The organism is Lewinella sp. IMCC34191 (genome assembly GCF_003390935.1).
In the GTDB taxonomy this organism is placed as follows: Bacteria; Bacteroidota; Bacteroidia; order Chitinophagales; family Saprospiraceae; genus Neolewinella.
On the sequence record NZ_QNQZ01000004.1, the window covers coordinates 1 to 16,647 of the forward strand.

Annotated in this window: 15 protein-coding genes and 1 tRNA gene; 5 read left to right on the forward strand and 11 right to left on the reverse strand. The window is 55.9% G+C overall.

Annotated elements, in window-relative coordinates; genetic code table 11:
• Positions 1-210: 210 nt before the first annotated feature.
• The 4 genes from DRW39_RS09150 (at position 211) to DRW39_RS09165 (ending at position 4,182) form a co-directional block, all read left to right on the forward strand.
• Entirely contained in the window at positions 211-894 is a 684-nt protein-coding gene (locus DRW39_RS09150) for a DUF2461 domain-containing protein (RefSeq protein WP_116106739.1), read from the forward strand.
• A 5-nt stretch (positions 895-899) separates the two neighbouring features.
• Positions 900-2,009 carry a glycosyltransferase family 4 protein gene (locus DRW39_RS09155; RefSeq protein WP_116106740.1) on the forward strand — a complete coding sequence of 370 codons (1,110 nt, stop codon included), beginning with the start codon at positions 900-902 and terminating at the stop codon, positions 2,007-2,009.
• A gap of 65 nt (positions 2,010-2,074) precedes the next feature.
• Positions 2,075-2,845: a DUF1080 domain-containing protein gene (locus DRW39_RS09160; RefSeq protein WP_116106741.1), complete on the forward strand. Its 771-nt coding sequence runs from the start codon at positions 2,075-2,077 to the stop codon at positions 2,843-2,845.
• 26 nt (positions 2,846-2,871) lie between these two features.
• Positions 2,872-4,182 (forward strand): MFS transporter, encoded by a 1,311-nt coding sequence (locus DRW39_RS09165; RefSeq protein WP_116106742.1) that lies wholly within the window; start codon positions 2,872-2,874, stop codon positions 4,180-4,182.
• A gap of 522 nt (positions 4,183-4,704) precedes the next feature.
• Here the strand turns inward: DRW39_RS09165 and DRW39_RS09170 are convergent.
• The 6 genes from DRW39_RS09170 to DRW39_RS09195 all read right to left on the reverse strand — a co-directional run bounded on the left by DRW39_RS09170 (position 4,705) and on the right by DRW39_RS09195 (position 8,826).
• Positions 4,705-5,181, reverse strand: a complete 477-nt coding sequence (locus DRW39_RS09170) for an ExbD/TolR family protein (RefSeq protein WP_116106743.1) — start codon at positions 5,179-5,181, stop codon at positions 4,705-4,707.
• 109 nt (positions 5,182-5,290) lie between these two features.
• Complete coding sequence (locus tag DRW39_RS09175; RefSeq protein WP_116106744.1) at positions 5,291-5,848, reverse strand: ExbD/TolR family protein; 558 nt, start codon at positions 5,846-5,848, stop codon at positions 5,291-5,293.
• A 19-nt stretch (positions 5,849-5,867) separates the two neighbouring features.
• A complete protein-coding gene (locus tag DRW39_RS09180) occupies positions 5,868-6,374 on the reverse strand; it encodes a hypothetical protein (RefSeq protein ID WP_116106745.1) in 507 nt (168 codons plus the stop codon).
• Between the two features lie 27 nt (positions 6,375-6,401).
• Positions 6,402-7,133, reverse strand: a complete 732-nt coding sequence (locus DRW39_RS09185; protein WP_116106746.1) for a MotA/TolQ/ExbB proton channel family protein — start codon at positions 7,131-7,133, stop codon at positions 6,402-6,404.
• A 77-nt stretch (positions 7,134-7,210) separates the two neighbouring features.
• Positions 7,211-7,298: transfer RNA gene (locus DRW39_RS09190), tRNA-Ser, on the reverse strand.
• 736 nt (positions 7,299-8,034) lie between these two features.
• A complete protein-coding gene (locus DRW39_RS09195) occupies positions 8,035-8,826 on the reverse strand; it encodes a TatD family hydrolase (protein WP_116106747.1) in 792 nt (263 codons plus the stop codon).
• A gap of 50 nt (positions 8,827-8,876) precedes the next feature.
• On the opposite strand from DRW39_RS09195, the gene DRW39_RS09200 reads away from it, so the two are divergent.
• Complete coding sequence (locus DRW39_RS09200; RefSeq protein ID WP_116106748.1) at positions 8,877-9,524, forward strand: viroplasmin family protein; 648 nt, start codon at positions 8,877-8,879, stop codon at positions 9,522-9,524.
• A 119-nt stretch (positions 9,525-9,643) separates the two neighbouring features.
• Here the strand turns inward: DRW39_RS09200 and def are convergent, their stop codons facing one another.
• From def to DRW39_RS09225, 5 genes are read right to left on the reverse strand one after another with little or no spacing between them, the layout of a single operon-like run.
• Positions 9,644-10,201, reverse strand: coding sequence for a peptide deformylase (gene def / locus DRW39_RS09205; RefSeq protein ID WP_116106749.1), 558 nt, complete (start codon positions 10,199-10,201; stop codon positions 9,644-9,646).
• A gap of 37 nt (positions 10,202-10,238) precedes the next feature.
• Positions 10,239-10,649, reverse strand: coding sequence for a Holliday junction resolvase RuvX (ruvX, locus tag DRW39_RS09210; protein WP_198664835.1), 411 nt, complete (start codon positions 10,647-10,649; stop codon positions 10,239-10,241).
• 2 nt (positions 10,650-10,651) lie between these two features.
• On the reverse strand, positions 10,652-14,104 hold the full coding sequence (locus tag DRW39_RS09215; RefSeq protein ID WP_116106750.1) for an efflux RND transporter permease subunit: 3,453 nt from the start codon (positions 14,102-14,104) through the stop codon (positions 10,652-10,654).
• Positions 14,097-15,317, reverse strand: a complete 1,221-nt coding sequence (locus tag DRW39_RS09220; protein WP_116106751.1) for an efflux RND transporter periplasmic adaptor subunit — start codon at positions 15,315-15,317, stop codon at positions 14,097-14,099. The genes DRW39_RS09215 and DRW39_RS09220 overlap by 8 nt, the downstream gene beginning before the upstream one ends.
• Positions 15,314-16,642, reverse strand: a complete 1,329-nt coding sequence (locus DRW39_RS09225) for a TolC family protein (protein WP_116106752.1) — start codon at positions 16,640-16,642, stop codon at positions 15,314-15,316. The genes DRW39_RS09220 and DRW39_RS09225 overlap by 4 nt, the downstream gene beginning before the upstream one ends.
• Positions 16,643-16,647 lie beyond the last annotated feature (5 nt).

Genomic DNA, 16,647 nt, shown 5'->3' on the forward strand with positions numbered 1-16,647 from the left:
TAAGGGGGTAAGCCAAATTTTGCCCGCTCATGTCGTTCTCGATCATCCAACCGAAAACCGACAACTTCGTCTCACCTTCTAGCTAACTAAGTACTAAACCTGTCAACGCTATTCAGTTAGGCTCACCCCGCTATCCCCTACCTACTACCTACCCGCTACCTACTATCCCCTACTCGCTATCCCCTACACACTAATCCCTACCTTCACGCCATGCCAGCTATCAATCGATCGACCTACGATTTTTTGCGGGAACTTGCGGCCAATAATAACCGAGAATGGTTTGCGGAGCACAAGGATCGGTACAAGGCTGCGCGCGGTAACGTGGCCGCCTTTGCCGACGAATTGCTGGAACGACTGCGGAAAACGGACGTGATCAGCACGGAGAACGGCCGCAAATCGCTCTTCCGGATCTACCGCGACGTGCGGTTCAGTAAGAACAAGCTGCCCTACAAGACCAATATCGCCGGCAGCTTTACGCGGGACGGTTTCCTGCGGCGGGGCGGCTACTACTTCACCCTCTCTCCGGAACGCAATGCGGTGGGCGGCGGATTCTACGGGATCGAGCGCGACGACCTCAAGCGCATACGGGAGGAGTTGGCGGCGAGCGCAGGTGAAATGCGATCCATTTTAGCCGGGGATAAATTCACGGAGCAGTTTTCCGGTTTACTGGGCGAGCAACTGAAAACGGCCCCGCAGGGCTATCCCCGCGACCACCCGAATATCGACCTGCTGCGGTACAGACAGTTTTATGCTACCCGGGAGTTTACCGAAACGGAAGTACTGGACCCCGGCTTCATTGACCGGGCCGAGGACGTCCTCTTGGCGCTACGTCCGTTCTTCGATTACTTTAGCGACATTCTGACCACCGATGCGAACGGCCAACCGCTTTACTGACTACCATGACTAAAGTACTCGTCGTATCCGATTACCGTGATAGCCTCAATGCCGTCCGCCCGGAAGGGCGTTGGTTCGTGGAGTTGATGCGGCAATTCGACTATGAGATAACCCTTATGACGCACCGGGAGGGAAGCAATTACCTACCGGAACTGGAAAGCGCGGGGATTCGCATCATTGACTGGCACCCCAGCCAGAAGTTCAGCCGTGCGGAAAGCGACCGGATGCGGCAGGAGCTCGATAGCGGGAATTACGACTTACTTCACCTATTCAATAACAAAGCGGTAGCGACCGGTGTCCGCGCGGCGGCGGGCTGGAAGGGCAAGGTGGTCACCTACCGGGGGTATACCGGAAACGTAAAGTGGTACGACCCGACGGCTTATCTCCAGCACCTCAATCCCCGCGTGGATCTGATCACCTGCGTGAGTCAGGCGGTGAAGGACGACCTGGACAAACAACTCTTCTTCGACGCGAGCAAAACCGTGGTCGTAACGAAAGGCCATGACCCCGCCTGGTACGCCGCGGTGGATCCGCTGGACTTACATCAAGAGTTCGATATTCCCGAAGATCACCTCATCCTGATCGTCGTAGCTAACGCCCGCACTATGAAGGGTATGGACTACTTCGGGACGGCCATTCGCCGGCTGCCCGCCGAACTCCCCCTCCATTTGCTCTTCGTGGGGCGGGGCCTGGACACGAACGACTTGCGCGCGGACCTGGCCGACAGCCCTTACCACGATGAAGAAGATTTCACCTTCGCCGGTTGGCGACCGGACGTGCTGCGCCTCATTGCCGGGGCGGACATCAGCGTCTTGCCGAGCGTCAAAGGAGAAGGGCTGAGCAAAGTATTGCTGGAATCCATGTTCCTTGCCCGCCCCACCGTGATGACCGACATCGGCGGTAACCGCGGCCTGGGTATTGACGGAGAAACGGCGCTTATCGTGCCGCCACGGGATGAATATGCGCTGGTGGACGCTATTGTCCGACTGGTGGAAGATGAGTCGTTGCGTCAAAAGCTGGGCCCCGCCGCCGCCCGCTACATGGCGGAACATTTTCCCAGCGATAAATCCGCGAGGGAAATGCACCAGGCCTACGAATACGTACTGGCTAAGTAAGCGGTACGGATGCCGGTTTTTGCAATTCCGACTGGCTGCTTACCTTACAACACTAAATAACGATCATGTATAAGTTAACTTTTACTGCCCTGATGGCCGTGCTTATGCTCGCCTGCGGGGATAATGCCAATAGCGGTGAACGGGCCGAAACCGACCGGGAGGTTGCCCGTACGGATCAACCCGCCGCGGATCCGGAAGGCGAATGGACGGACCTGGTGACCGACGGCAACCTGGAAAACTGGCACTCTTACAACGAAGATGGACCGGGCAGCGCCTGGAAAGTAGATGAGGACGGTGTCCTCTATCTGGATACCTCTAATAAGGGAGAACACGGCGTGGTAGGCGGTGGCGATCTGACCACCAACGATAGCTACGCCAACTATGAACTGGAACTGGAATGGAAAATCGGTGAGTGCGGCAACAGCGGCATCATCTACAACGTGAAAGAGACCGACGAGCTCGGTGACTCCTACCAGAGCGGACCGGAGATGCAAATCATAGACAACAGTTGCCACCCCGATGCCGAAATTGAGAAGCACCGCGCCGGCGATCTCTACGATATGGTCACCGGTGAGCCGGAAAACGTGAACCCCGCCGGAGAATGGAATACCGTTCGCCTGGTCGTCAAGGACGGCAGCGTGGAACAGTGGCAGAACGGAGAGATGATCGTATCGTACGACAATACCGGAGCGCAGTGGGATTCCATGATCGCCCAATCCAAGTTCAAGGACTGGGGTGACTTCGGCCAGTATACCTCCGGCAAGATCAGCCTCCAGGACCACGGCGATCCCGTCTGGTTCCGCAATATCCGCATCCGCCAACTGGATGCTAAATAAATTAACCGACTTAAATAGATCACAATATGTATGTTGAATCCAACCCGGCCGAGGCAGCTGGTGTGCCCGCGAATAGAGATCGACTATTCCTGGCCGCCTGTGTTTCGTTGGTCGTTACTTCCATGACCTTCGCCATTCGGGCGGGTATCCTCACCGAACTCGGGCAGACCTTCGCACTCACGGATACACAGCTTGGCTGGGTAAACAGTATGGCATTCCTGGGCTTCCCGATTGCCATGATCATCGGTGGTTTGCTGTACAATAACATCGGGCCTCGCCTGATGCTCTGGGTGGCCTTTATCTGTCACCTGCTCGGACTCTTTCTGACCATCTTCGCCGGTGACCTCGGCCCGCTGAGTGGGTTTTGGGGCCTCATGATCTCTACCTTCTTTATCGGATTCGCGAATGGCTCCGTAGAAGCCGCCTGTAATCCCATGGTAGCGGATATGTATCCCGACAAGAAAACACAGATGCTGAACAGATTCCACGTCTGGTTCCCCGGGGGTATCGTCATCGGCTCGCTCATCGCGAACTTCTTCGGCGACGCCCTGGGCTGGCAGTGGCTTATCGCCACGATGTTTGTCCCCACCTTCATTTATGCCTTCCTCATCTTCGGGCAGGAATTTCCGAAGTCGAAGGCCATCAGCGGTGACACGATGGAAAACATTCGCAGCCTAGTCGGACCGCTCTTTCTCTTTATCGTGGTCTGTATGACGCTGACCGCCACCACCGAATTCAGCACCACGCAGTGGGTGGAACGTATTCTCGGGGCGAGTGGAGCCAGTCCGATGATCGTATTGGCCCTCGTGACCGGTATTATGGCCGTCGGCCGCTTCTACGCCGGGCCGATCGTACATAATTTCAACCCTACGGGGGTACTGCTGATCTCGGCGGTACTATCCACCCTCGGTATATATCTGTTGAGCACCTTGACCGGGGCGCCCGTCTACTTTGCCGCGGTGGTATTCGCCCTGGGTATTTGCTACTTCTGGCCAACGATGATCGGTTTCGTCGGGGAGTACATTCCCCAGACCGGAGCGTTGGGTATGTCGCTGGTCGGAGGAGCGGGGATGTTTGCCCAAAGTATCTGGAACCCCATCATCGGAGGATGGCTGGAGGAAGCACGCACTACGGCCGAACGGGCCGGTGCCGTAGGCCCGGAGGCTGACATCATTGCCGGTCAGGCTACCCTGTCCACCATGATCTGGTTTCCTGCCATTCTCATCGTGCTCTTCACCGGTCTGTACTTCTACATGAAAAACCGGGATACCGGCGTGTCCGCCGATGAAGCGATTCACGATCCAAAGGCTATGTCTACTCCCGGATCCGCTCGCTAAGCAATTACCGGACAAACAACGGGCGCTAGACCGTAAAAAGCCCGCTCAGGAGATTCCTGAGCGGGCTTTCTTATTGGCACAATTACGTGTATAACAGGTAACCTGACTTACCAAAAGCAATGACAGCCTACTAGTTGCCCCAGGAGCACGATGTGCGTACTTACCGCCCTTCACGGTATAGATTCGGAAGGTTGCCCTCCTATCCTAGTTGATCGATCAGGCTTCGTGCGTGCCACACGCTGCGAACGGTACAACGCTGACCCTGGCATAACCCGGGATCTCGCTACTGGCCTCACAAACCAAATCAGCCGCTTAGCAGGCCGCACGCTGTTTCAACATGCCACTCTCGAGTGCTTAGCAACGGATGTGAGGCATCGAGTACCTGGCAATCCGAGAGCCGTGAGACCTGCTGCTTATTCATTGAAATTAAAGAGGCCCTAAAACAAAGCGCGCCGCTTCCCAGGGAAGGAAAGCGGCGCGCTTTGAAACAGAGATCAGGGCTATGCCTGACCGAGCCCGGATCTAGTCTAGTTCGTCGGTACGGGTACCGGCGGAGTAGTTGATCTTAAGCTGGTTACTCTTGCGGAGTTTCGTTTTGACGTCCTGTACGATACCCATCGTTACCTCACCGTCAACCCGTAGGGAAGAGGTGATACGGGAACGCTTGGCTTCGGGCAGTTTTACTTTATGCTGCTCGAGGAAGAGGGGGATATCGTCGACGCTGGAGATCTTGTCGCCGAGTTGGATGCGGGGCGAGGTACCGTAGACACTTTGGTACTGTTGCGTGGGCCGGCCGATGTAAATGTAGTTTACGAGGGACTTCTCATCCAGCTTGGTAAGCTGGGTAGCTTCGGGCGTGTTGACCGACAGCTTGAGGTCCGAATCCCGCAGTACGGTTACCATCATGAAGAAAAAGAGCAACATGAAGATAATATCGGGCAGGGAGGCCGTAGAGATAGCGGGAGAAGACTTACCGCGCTTTTTGCTGAACTTAGCCATGGTTGGAGTTTAAATAGTTACGATGCTGAGGAGTAGATGCAAGCGGAAAAAGAAATGGTGGGTGGAAGAAAACGGGCCGGCCAGCAACTGACCGGCCCGCGGGTTAAACCTAATTTTCTTCACCAAAGTTGGTGGGTTCCGCTTCCGAAAGCACCATGGGGATCTCATCACGGATCGCCTTCCGTTGGGCGAAGGGCATTTCGTCCGAATAGGGTTCTCCGTACCGGCGCTCCGATAGTTCGTCCCAGAGTTCGTCGTAGGCCCCTTTCAGCTCGTTGTAGACGGCCAGGTAGGTATCGTAGTCGGTACCGCGGTCGTTTTTAAGCGAGATGATCGCGTTCTTCGGTCCTTCGGCGAGGTCGGGGCGGTTGGCGGGGTTCATGATGAACTCCTTGGCGCGCTCCCGTAGTTCGCCGATGCGGGCGGGCTCGTCGCGGACCAGCAATTGGTTCTGGGCGTTGACGAGAACGGAGAAGACGTTACGTTCCTTCAGCTTGGTGATATCGGGCTCCTCATCCGACCAAGGCGGCAACTTGACGAGGATACCTTTGTCTTCAGCGATGGTAGTTGTGACCAGGAAGAAGATCAGCAGCAGGAAGGCGATATCCGCCATCGAGCCCGCATTGATCTCGTTATTCATCCGGTCTCTCGTTTTGGTCTTAGCCATGTCGTAGTGTTTGTAGAGGTTACTTAAACAGTCCCCGGATACCGAACACGATAAGTGTCAGGATGGCCAGGCCGATCATGATCACCGCGGTGACGATCGATCCACTGATAAACTTGAGGTTACCGGCGGTTATTTCCGAGTCCTGCGAGGTTTCAAACTTTTCGATCGCGTTGACGATCTCGGGGTCGCTTGCCTCGCCACTAGCCATACTGTAGGAGATAAAGAGGATAGCAAGCAGACCTACCAGTCCGGCGATCCCTTTGAGCGATCCCTTCGGGTTGCTGGCCATTTGGACGATTCCAAATATTACGGCAACGATGAAAGCCAGTGCGGTAAGGACAACGGAGATGTAGATTCCGAAATCGAAGATACTGGTTTCGTACGCTTCCGGTGATTTATCGTTCGCCAAGAGCAATTCTCGGGTGGTGTCGTCAGCGGAAAAGATCGAAGCAAGGAAGACAATCGTAATCAGCACTCCAATCCCGAAGGCCAGGGCTTGGCCGTATTTGTTCAAAAATGAATACATGTTTGATTGGATTTTGCGAGTGGCAGATTATACGCGGGGGCGAGTCGTAGTCGTGAACGTGTTGTTCGTAGCCATGATGTCAACCAGCGCGATAGAAGCATCTTCCATCCGGTTTACGATACCGTCGATCTTGTTGACGATGTAGTTGTATAGGATCTGCAGGATAATGGCTACCACCAGTCCGAATACCGTGGTCAACAGGGCCACCTTAATACCACCGGCAACAACCGCCGGGCTAAGGTCACCTACCGTTTCAATCCGGTTAAAGGCCTGAATCATACCGATTACCGTACCCATAAATCCGAGCATGGGCGCAATGGCAATAAAGAGCGAGATCCAAACGAGGCCGCGCTCCAGGAGTCCCATCTGAACGGAACCGTAGCTGACGATGGCCTTTTCAACGGCGTCCGGACCTTCGGCACTGTGGCGCAGGCCTTCGTAGAGAACGCTAGCGGTAGGGCCAGGGGTGGACTTAGCGACTTCCTTAGCACCTTCGACATCGCCGGCTTCCAGCCGCTCGCCGATGCGGGAGAGCAGTTTGTCCGTGTTGGTAGAAGCGAGGTTCAGCGTGATGATCCGCTCAATGCAGAAGGCAAGGCCGAGAATGAGGCAGATCAGTACGATCGCCATGAAGCGCCAGTCACCGTCGATGAACTGCTTTTTCAGAACCTGGAATCCTTCGGAGTCCTGGGCTGCCAGATCAGCGGCGGAAAAGGCTACCAGCGAAAGAACCGCCAGTGTTTTAAATAAATGTCGCATAGCCGTATTTAAGGTTTAACGAAAAATTTGCGTGATGATATGCTGAAGGCACCGCACCAAACCGGTGCGGAGTGCTGCGGAGAAGAAGGGATTCGAACCCTCGATACGGGGTTACCGTATATACGCTTTCCAGGCGTACCTCTTCAACCACTCGAGCACTTCTCCGTAATAATTTCAATCATAATTACCCATCCGTTGATGAGTGTTCAGGAGAAGGTGGGCAGTGTGAGGGGGGTTACCGTATAGACGCGTTAGCCTGCGGCTGATCGTCGTTCCTCCTCTGAGTTCCAGGCGTACCTCTTCAACCACTCGAGCACTTCTCCGTAATAATTTCAATCATAGTTACCCATCCGTTGATGGGTGTTCAGGAGAAGGTGGGCAGTGTGAGGGCGGGTTACCGTATAGACGCGTTAGCCTGCGGCTGATCGTCGTTCCTCCTCTGAGTTCCAGGCGTACCTCTTCAACCACTCGAGCACTTCTCCTAAATTATGTCAATGATGGTCACCATCCGTTGATGGACGACCGCAAGGTAAAAAACGAGCGGGCAATTTACCGGTACTTTACGTTTAGCTACCGAAAACCGCTTTTTTCTTGTCGGAATGTAATTCCCGACCACTCCCCAATTACCCTGGCGCAAAAGCCCGGCCTGCCTCTCCGATTAAGGAAGCCAGCAGCTAGCAATCGGAGCACAAGACCGTAGGGTTGATACGTACATCTTGGTGTCCTTTGCAGGGAATTTTGCTGTGCGTGTAAAATCTCTCCGTTGAGAAACTCGCTCCTCAGTTGTCTATCCGACAATGCCGAGCGTAGACGCAAAAATTGTAAAAACGATCAACAAAACAAAATTTTTATCGGCATCCCGTAAAATAAGCCGCCCTATAAAAGCGTCAATACTCTCTGGTCAACTTGATTGCTCCCCCACAAACCGGTCTAGGTCAAATAGTTGCCGGGCATTATGGGTTGTTGTATCCGCCACCTCCGCAATCGGGACCTTCCAAAGGTCGGCTATTTTTTTCGCTATTTCGGGTAAATATGCACTTTCATTGCGTTTACCCCGGTACGGCGTGGGAGCAAGATACGGCGCATCCGTCTCTAAAAGCAACCGATCGCGCGGCGCTGCCCGGATTACCCCCTCTAATCCACCGTTCTTAAAGGTGGCCACTCCGCCGATACCCAGGTAAAAGCCTAAAGCAATCGCCCTTTCGGCCTGCGCTTCCGTACCCGTGAAGCAATGAAAGACACCGCGCAGCCTGGGGTCGTCCATTTCCGCTATCAATTCCAGGAGGTTATCGATGGCATCTCGCGCGTGAATACTGATGGGTAGATCGTATTCCACCGCCCACGCACACTGCCGTTTAAAAGCATCCTCCTGTTGCCGGCGATAGCTCTTATCCCAGTATAAATCCATACCGATCTCGCCGATGGCTACCCACTGCCTTTGGTCGAGATACCGTCGCACGGCCTCCAACTCCTCCTCATAGTCCTCCTTGACGCTGACGGGATGCAATCCGATCATGGCCAGACAAAACCCCGCCTCCTCCTTCTCCAGGGCCAGCATGGCGTCGTGAGTACTCCTATCTATTGCCGGTAAAAGGGCCAACTCAACACCCCGGTCTTTCGCCCGGGTAATGGCGGCTTCCCGGTCCCCGTCAAATTTGGTGCTATACAGGTGGGTGTGGGTATCGATGAACATTTGCGGGTAGATGCCTGGTAGGCTTAATTTTGGTGTATACCTTCACGCCCATGGCGAAAAAGAAGTACTACGTCGTCTGGATGGGGCACCGGCCGGGCATTTATACCGACTGGGAATCCGCCAAACAGCAGATTGAGGGTTACAAAGGCGCAAAGTATAAAGGCTTTCCCGATCGGGCACAGGCCGAGGCCGCTTTTCGCAAGGGCTTCGGTTCCTATCTCCAAAACAGCCTCAACGCGTCAGGCAAGAAGTCCACCCGCAAAGCTTCCGCCACTATCGCCGGTACCGATAAGATCCTAAGCAAAAGCATTAGCGTAGACGCCGCCTGCTCCGGCAACCCCGGCAAATTGGAATACCAGGGCGTCACCACTGCGGGCGCCAAACGCCTCTTCCACCGCGCCTTCCCGCTGGGAACGAACAACATCGGTGAGTTTCTGGCCCTGGTCCACGCCCTGGCCTTCCTGCAAAAACAGAACCAGCCCGAACTGCCCATATACAGCGACTCCAAGATCGCCATCGGCTGGGTCTACAAAGGCAAATGCAAGACTACCCTGCCCCGCAACGCCAAAACCGCCGAGCTGTACGACCTGATCGATCGCGCCGAAGGCTGGCTCAAGCAGAACCCCATCACCAACCCCATCTACAAGTGGAAAACAAAGGTATGGGGCGAGATACCCGCCGACTTCGGCCGGAAATGATCCGCTAAACGGACAAAGCAAGTTTCTCTCTACCAGGCCCGAAAGGTGCCTTTACCCGCAAGCGAGCACAGCGAGCTTGCCTCTACCGCGACCGTAGGGAGCTCTACCTACCCCCTACCCTACCCCCGAACAAACTTCATCCGGTACTTCAGCTCCACGTCCCCCTTCCGGATCTTTTCCAGCTTCCGCTTGACCATTCGCTTTTTGAGCGGCGACAGTAATTCCGTAAAAAGTATGCCATCGATGTGGTCGTACTCATGCTGAATGACCCGGGCGTTCATGCCGGTAAAGGTGCGGGTATGCTTTTCGAAGGTCTCGTCCTGGAAGGTCAGCGTAATCTCTTCCGGCCGATCTACATCGCCGGAGACGTCCGGAATGCTCAGACAGCCTTCGGAATAACTACAGTCGTCACCCGCCTCCTCTATGATTTCGGCATTGATAAACACCTGACGGATGCCTTTGTCTTCCTCTCCCTCGGCCTGCATGGGTGCGCTGTCCACGATGAAGAGGCGAATACTCTTCCCGATCTGCGGAGCGGCAAGCCCCACACCGTTCGCCTCCTCCATGGTCTCCCACATATCGGCGATTAGCTTGTCCAGTTCGGGATAATCCTTATCGATGGGCTCGGCCACCTTTTTCAGTACCGGTTGCCCGTAGGCGTAGATCGGTAGAATCATTACTTCAGAATTTGTGTTAGGGCGGTGTGCGCCAAAGCTACTTTCTTTCTGTTAGAAAGTCTTGCAGAATGAGGGTCGCCGCTATACGGTCAACCTCCTGTTTATCGCGCCGGCGCTTCTTTTTCATTCCCATGGCCAGCATGCTCTCCCGGGCGCGCCGGCTGCTCATGTACTCGTCCTGCCGGTGCAAGGCCAATGCGGGAAACTGCTTTTGCACCTTTCGCTCGAAACCCAGAATCTCCTGCTGGATGGGATTAGCGGCCTGGTCATCGTCGAGCGATTCACCAACGACCAGGTCGCTCACCTCTTCCCGTTGCAGATACTCCTCCAGCCACGATAGTAAGCGGTGGGTAGGTACTGTTTCCAAGCCCGTCGCGATGATCTGGAGCGGATCGGTCACGGCGATCCCGCACTTCTTACGACCGTAGTCAATGCAGAGAATACGCACGCCTAAGTTGTTTCCAGTTGTAATTCTTCGGTTTCCTCCTCCCGGTGGCTGTACCTGGCAACCGTACGCCGGAGCCCCCGGCGGGACTTGTACAGCAACCACAGCATCACGGGAACGACGACCAGCGTAAGGAAGGTCGCGAATACGAGACCATAGATAACCGTCCAGGCCATCGGCCCCCACAGGGCGGTGTTATCACCGCCGATGAAGAGGCGTCCGTCCCAGTTAGCTACGAAGCTGAAGAAATCGAAGTTGAAGCCAATGGCCAGCGGGATCAGGCCTAAGACCGTCGTGATCGCGGTCAGCAATACGGGCCGTAAACGGGTGGCACCACCTTCAATGATAGCATCGCGGATGTCGCTGAGTTCGAGTTCGGAGATTTTCTCCAGCCCCTGCTCATCGACCTTTTCCCGCATCAACAGCGTCGTATAGTCGATCAGTACGATAGCGTTGTTTACCACTACCCCGGCCAGGGAGATGATACCCACGCCCGTGAAAACCACGGAGAAGGTACCGCCGAAGAAGAAGTAGCCCAATAGTACGCCGATGGTCGACAGGATCACCGAAGTGAGAATGATAAAGGGCGAACTGATGCTGTTGAACTGCGCTACGATGATGATAAAGATCAGGAAAAGCGCGAAGACGAAGGCTCCGAGCAGGAAGCCTACGTCCTCCTGTTGCTGTTGCTGCTCTCCGGTAAATTCGTAGTTGAATCCCTGGGGTAGGTCATAACTCTGTAGGGCTTCGTCAATCTGCGGAATAATATCGTTGGCCGTATATCCATCCAGGACGTTGGAACTGATCGTGATGACACGGTCCAGGTCCTTTCGTTTGATGGCGCTGTACGTGGAACTGTAGTTTACGTCAGCGACGGTACTGATGGGCACCTGGGTAATTCGCCCGTTGGACGGGTCACGGAAGGTGATGCGCTGATCGAGCAGATTGGATACCTGGTTCCGCTCCGCCTCATTAAGGCGAATGACAATGGGGTATTCATCCTCTCCGATCTTGTAGGTACTGATCTCCTTGCCGTATACAGATGTCCGTAGGGCCGTGGCGATCTGGGCCGTAGACAGACCGTACCGCCGGGCGGCTTCGCGATTGACGGACACCAGCAGCTCGGGTTTACCCAGCTTGATGTCTGCCGTCAGTTCCTCGATGCCGGGTATACCCTGCCGGTTGATGTAGTTGATGACGTCATCACCGAGAGGAACCAGGCGTTCGACGTTGTCGCCCGTGATTTCCAGGTTGATCGGTTTACCGGTGGCCGGGCCGCTGGCATTCTGGTCGACACTGACTTTCACGCCGGGAATGCCCCGCACGGTCTGGCGGATTTCTTCCATGACGTCGGTCGTGCTGATGCCGTTCCGCTCCCGGAAGGGGACGAAGGTGACCGTAAGCCGTGCTTTATTCGGGGTTACGCCGGGCTCCGGTGGACGGTTAGGGTCGGAGGTGTTCTCCCCGACCTGGGTCAGTACGGCCTCGACGATGTCATCGTAAGGCTTCAGCATTTCGAGAAGTCGCTCCTCCAGTGTCCGGGCCACCTCATTGGTAGCCTGAATGTCCGACCCGAGGGGTAATTCCACGAAGGCATTGACGTACAACGGGTCCGCCTTCGGGAAAAAGGTGATCTGCGGTGGTTTCCAGGCGGTCAGCAGGAGGGCCAGCACCAACAACAGAATGGTACCGGTAAACATGGTCTTGCTGTACCGCAGGGCAAAACCGACAAAGCGATTGTACTTCATCTCCAACCACGGGAGGAAACGGTCCTGAAAGGTGAATGCGGCCGGCCGAACGAAAAAGAAGTACACCAGCGTGGTCACGGTGGCAATCACCATCAGGTTGAACAACCAAGTGACGCCGAACAGCAAGCCCAACAGACCTACCACCATCAATCCGGCCGCCGTAAAGAGCGTGGTGCGGACCTTGCGCTTGCGACCGGCCGGAGTGAGTGCCCGCTTATCCACCTTCATGAAGTAGGTAGCGAAAACGGGGTTGATGACCAATGCTACGATAAGGGAACTGGTGAGGACCAGGATCAGGGTTATCGGAAAGTATTTCATGAATTCCCCTACGATCCCCGGCCAGATGGCCAACGGGAGAAAGGCGGCGAGCGTAGTAGCCGTAGAAGCGATAATGGGCCAGGCCACCTCACCGGCACCGAACTTCGCGGCCCGGTCGGACACCTCGCCCAACTGCATATAGCGGTAAATATTCTCGACGATTACGATCCCGTTGTCCACCAGTAATCCGAGTGCCAGGATAAGGGCGAAAAGCACGACGATATTCAGGGTCACGCCGGTTAGCCAGATCCACAAGATACCCATCAGCATGGACAGGGGTATCGCCATACCTACGAACAAAGCGTTGCGCAGTCCTAAGAAGAAAAGCAGGACGACAACCACGAGAATTACCCCGCTGATGATGCTATTCTCCAGGTTTTCTACCTGGTCGCGGGTGTTGGTGGATTGGTCGTTGAAGAAGGTGATACTGAGGTCCTGGGGAAGCTCCGCCTGGACGTCCTCCACCGTCTGTTTGATCATGTCGGAGGTACTCAGCAGATTCTCTCCCGTTTTCTTGATCACCTCCAGGCTGATGACCGGGAGGCCGTCGGCGCGGGCGATACTGGTGGGATCCTCGTATCCGAATTCCACCTCCGCGACATCGCGCAGGTAAACCAGTCGCTGGTTCTCGCGCTTGATGACGGTGTTGGAAAGTTCTTCCGCATCTGCGAACTCGCCCATTACCCGGATGGCCCGGCGCACGCCGTTGTTGATGATCTCGCCGCCGGAGAGCGTCAGGTTTTCTCCCGCGATGGCATTCTCGATATCGCTAAAGCTGATCTGTAGGCTTTCCATCGTGCGGACATCCACCGCGATTTCGATCTCGCGGTCCTGGACTCCTTTGAGGTTCACCGCGCTGACGCCGTCGACGTCTTCGAGCTCGTCCTCCATATGCTCGGCGTAGCGCCGCAGTTCATCGGGCGGATAGTCACCGCTTACATTAATGGTGATAATGGGGATCTTAGCCGTATTGACCTCCTGCACCACGGGGTCCGTATCGAGATCAGAGGGAAGCTCGGGGCGAGCCAGGTCCAGTGCGTCCTTGACGCGCCGGGTGGCCTCCTCCACTACTTCGTCCGAATTGAATTCAACGGTGATGACCGAAAAATCCTGAATGCTGGTCGACTGGATAGTCTTCACCCCGTCGACGCTCTGGAGTTCCTTCTCGAGCGGGCGCGTGATGAGACTTTCGATATCCGCCGCCGAGTTACCGAAGTACGGCGTATTGACGAAGACGGTAGGTAGGTCAACCTCGGGAAATTGTTCCTTGGGTACCTGAACGTAGGCGTAGAGGCCGAAGATCATGATCATGATCGCCAGCAGGAATACACTGGTTCCGTTCTCTACCGCCAGATTGGTGAGCCCGAAGGTTCGTTTCTGCTGCTTAGCCATTCGTCGTGGAGTTTTGTCCGGCAACCCGGGTGGTGGATTGGCCAAGATCGATGGGCTGCCCGTCGGTGAGTCCGCGGCCGCCCGTCGTGATGATGCGGGTTCCGACCGTGAGCCCGTCCGTAATCACCGCTTGGTTATTGTAAGTGCGTCCCGTCTTGACGTAGGTTTTGCGGGCTACCAGGTCGCCGTCCTCGTCTTCGGCCGTGAATACGAACCGCTGACCGTCGACATCCTGCTGGATGTAGTCCTGGCTAAGCACGATCTGTTCCTGTGCCTGATAGTCCAGGATTTCCACCTCAGCCAGTAGGTTGGCCTTCAGGTCATCGACGTATTGCCGCGGAACGTCCACCTCCACCTCGAAGGTGCGGTTGGCGGCGTCTACGGTACGGCCGATGCGGGTAATGGGCGCATCAAACTCCACGCCCGCCGCCGGAACGCGGATCTTGACCCGGTCCCGCAGCTTAACGCGGGAAAGCAAGCCCTCAGGGGCATCCGCCACCACCTGCAAATCATTGGTGCTGATGATCGACAGTACCGGAGCCCCCGGGGCGGCATTCTCGCCGGTGCGTAGCATCACCTGGTCTACCGTCCCGGTCAGGGGGGCGTATACGTTCCGCTTGTTGGCCTGCACGTCGATCGATTTGATCTGCTGCTGAATGCGCTCGTAGTTATTCTTCGCCTGCAGGTACTGGATCTCGGAACCGATATTCTGATCCCACAAATTTTGCTGCCGCTCGTAAACGGTTTTAGCGAGTTCGGCGGCGGTTTCCAGCTCGGCGCGTTGCGTTTCGGTCCCCTCTACGTCGAGTACGGCGACCAGCTGTCCCTTCCGGATGGGATCACCTTCCTCGAAATTCATCCGCAGGATGCGGCCGGGAATTTCGGGGGTAGCCATGGCACTCTCCGCGGCACGCACGGTGGCCTGTACTTCGGCGTAGTTGGTGAAGCTGGAGGTATCTATGGTTTCGTAGGAAACCAGCGTAGCATTCGGTGCGAAGCTCGGATCGATCTCGGCCAGCCGGCCTTCCAGGTCCTCGACTTCCCGGGTGAGCTCGCGAAGTTCGGCACGCCGGGTTTTAAGCGCTTCCTGGATCTCTTCGGAGGTTTGCGGATTCGCATCTTCCTCGGAGGAGCCACAGGCGACCAGCAGGAAGGAAAAGCACAGAAGCGGAAGAAAGCGCTGCATGGGGATATACGTATTTAAAGTTTTCATCGGCCGAGGGCTATATAGAGGTCTTCTTTGGCGACCAGGGTGTCATAGAGTGCGTTGAGGTAATTGGCCTGTGCTTCGTAAAGCTGCTGTTCGGCCTGGACGACTTCGATGCTGCTGCCCACGCCTTCGCGGTACTTAATCTGCGTCGTTTCGTAAATGCGTTGGGCCAGCTCCTGATTCTGACGGGTATTCTCCAGGCGATCGCGGGCGGCGTTGAACGAGCCGCGGGCGTTGCGGACCTCGAGGTCGATACTGCGAACCAGATCGTCCCGCTGGTTGACCACTTTTTCCTTGTCGAGGCGGGCACGTTCCAGTCGGGAAGCCCGGCCACCGAAATCGTAGATCGGGATATTCGCCGATACGCCCAGCAGCACGGTTGGTGCCCAGAAGCCGTCGTCAAAACTATCCCCCTGATACTGGTACTGGCCGGAAGCGACGGCACTCAGCCGTGGGAGGTAGGCCGCCTTTTGCAGGTCGATGTTGAGATCCTGTAACCGCAGGGTTTGATCAAGGAGCCGCACTTCGCTGCGCTGTTGGTAGGGAACATCACTGGTCAGGGCAGCGGACTCCACCTCGATCTCCAGTTCATCGAGATCTTCGGAGACCTCCAATTCCTGGCTTTCCGGGTAGTTGAGCGCGAATTTTAATGCTCTCAGCGCATTTTCACGCTGTTGCTCGAGGTCGTTGCGGGTGCTCCGCAAGTTATTCAGGCTGAGCACCAAGCGGTCGACGTCTAGCTGCTCCACGAAGCCGGCCTCGTACTGCGCCTCCGTTTCGCTCAGGAGCTGCTCCAGGTTACGGATGTTGCGGCTGACGATCTCGATGTTAGTTGACGTAAGCAAGACGGGGAAGTAGCTCTGGGTTACCTGGTTGCGCACCTGCCGCTCGGCATCCTCAAGCTGGAGATTGAAATAGTCACTGCTAGCCCGGGCCGCCCGCAAACCCACGAAGAAGGAGCCGTCGAAGAGCATACCGCTCACGTTGAGGCCGCCGGTGAAGTTGTTCTTCCGCTGAAAAGCGATGCCGTCCGGCGCGGGGGCGTTGGGGTCCGGATTCAGCGCCGCGAACGCTTCCGGCAACGGGAGTACGGGGACCTTGATGTAGCGGGTGTAGTCCAGGGCCGCCGAAATCTGCGGCAGACCGGTGCTGAGCTGCTCGCGGACGTTCTGCTCCGCGTCCAATATGTTTACCCGCGCGTTGCGTATGCTGTTGCTATTCTCATAAGCATAATTCACCGCATCCTGCAGGGAAAATACCGGAGGATTGGCCTGCTGCGCCAGCATTCCAGCCGACGCCAACAGAAGGGGTATGATTAAGAATTTCATGGGGA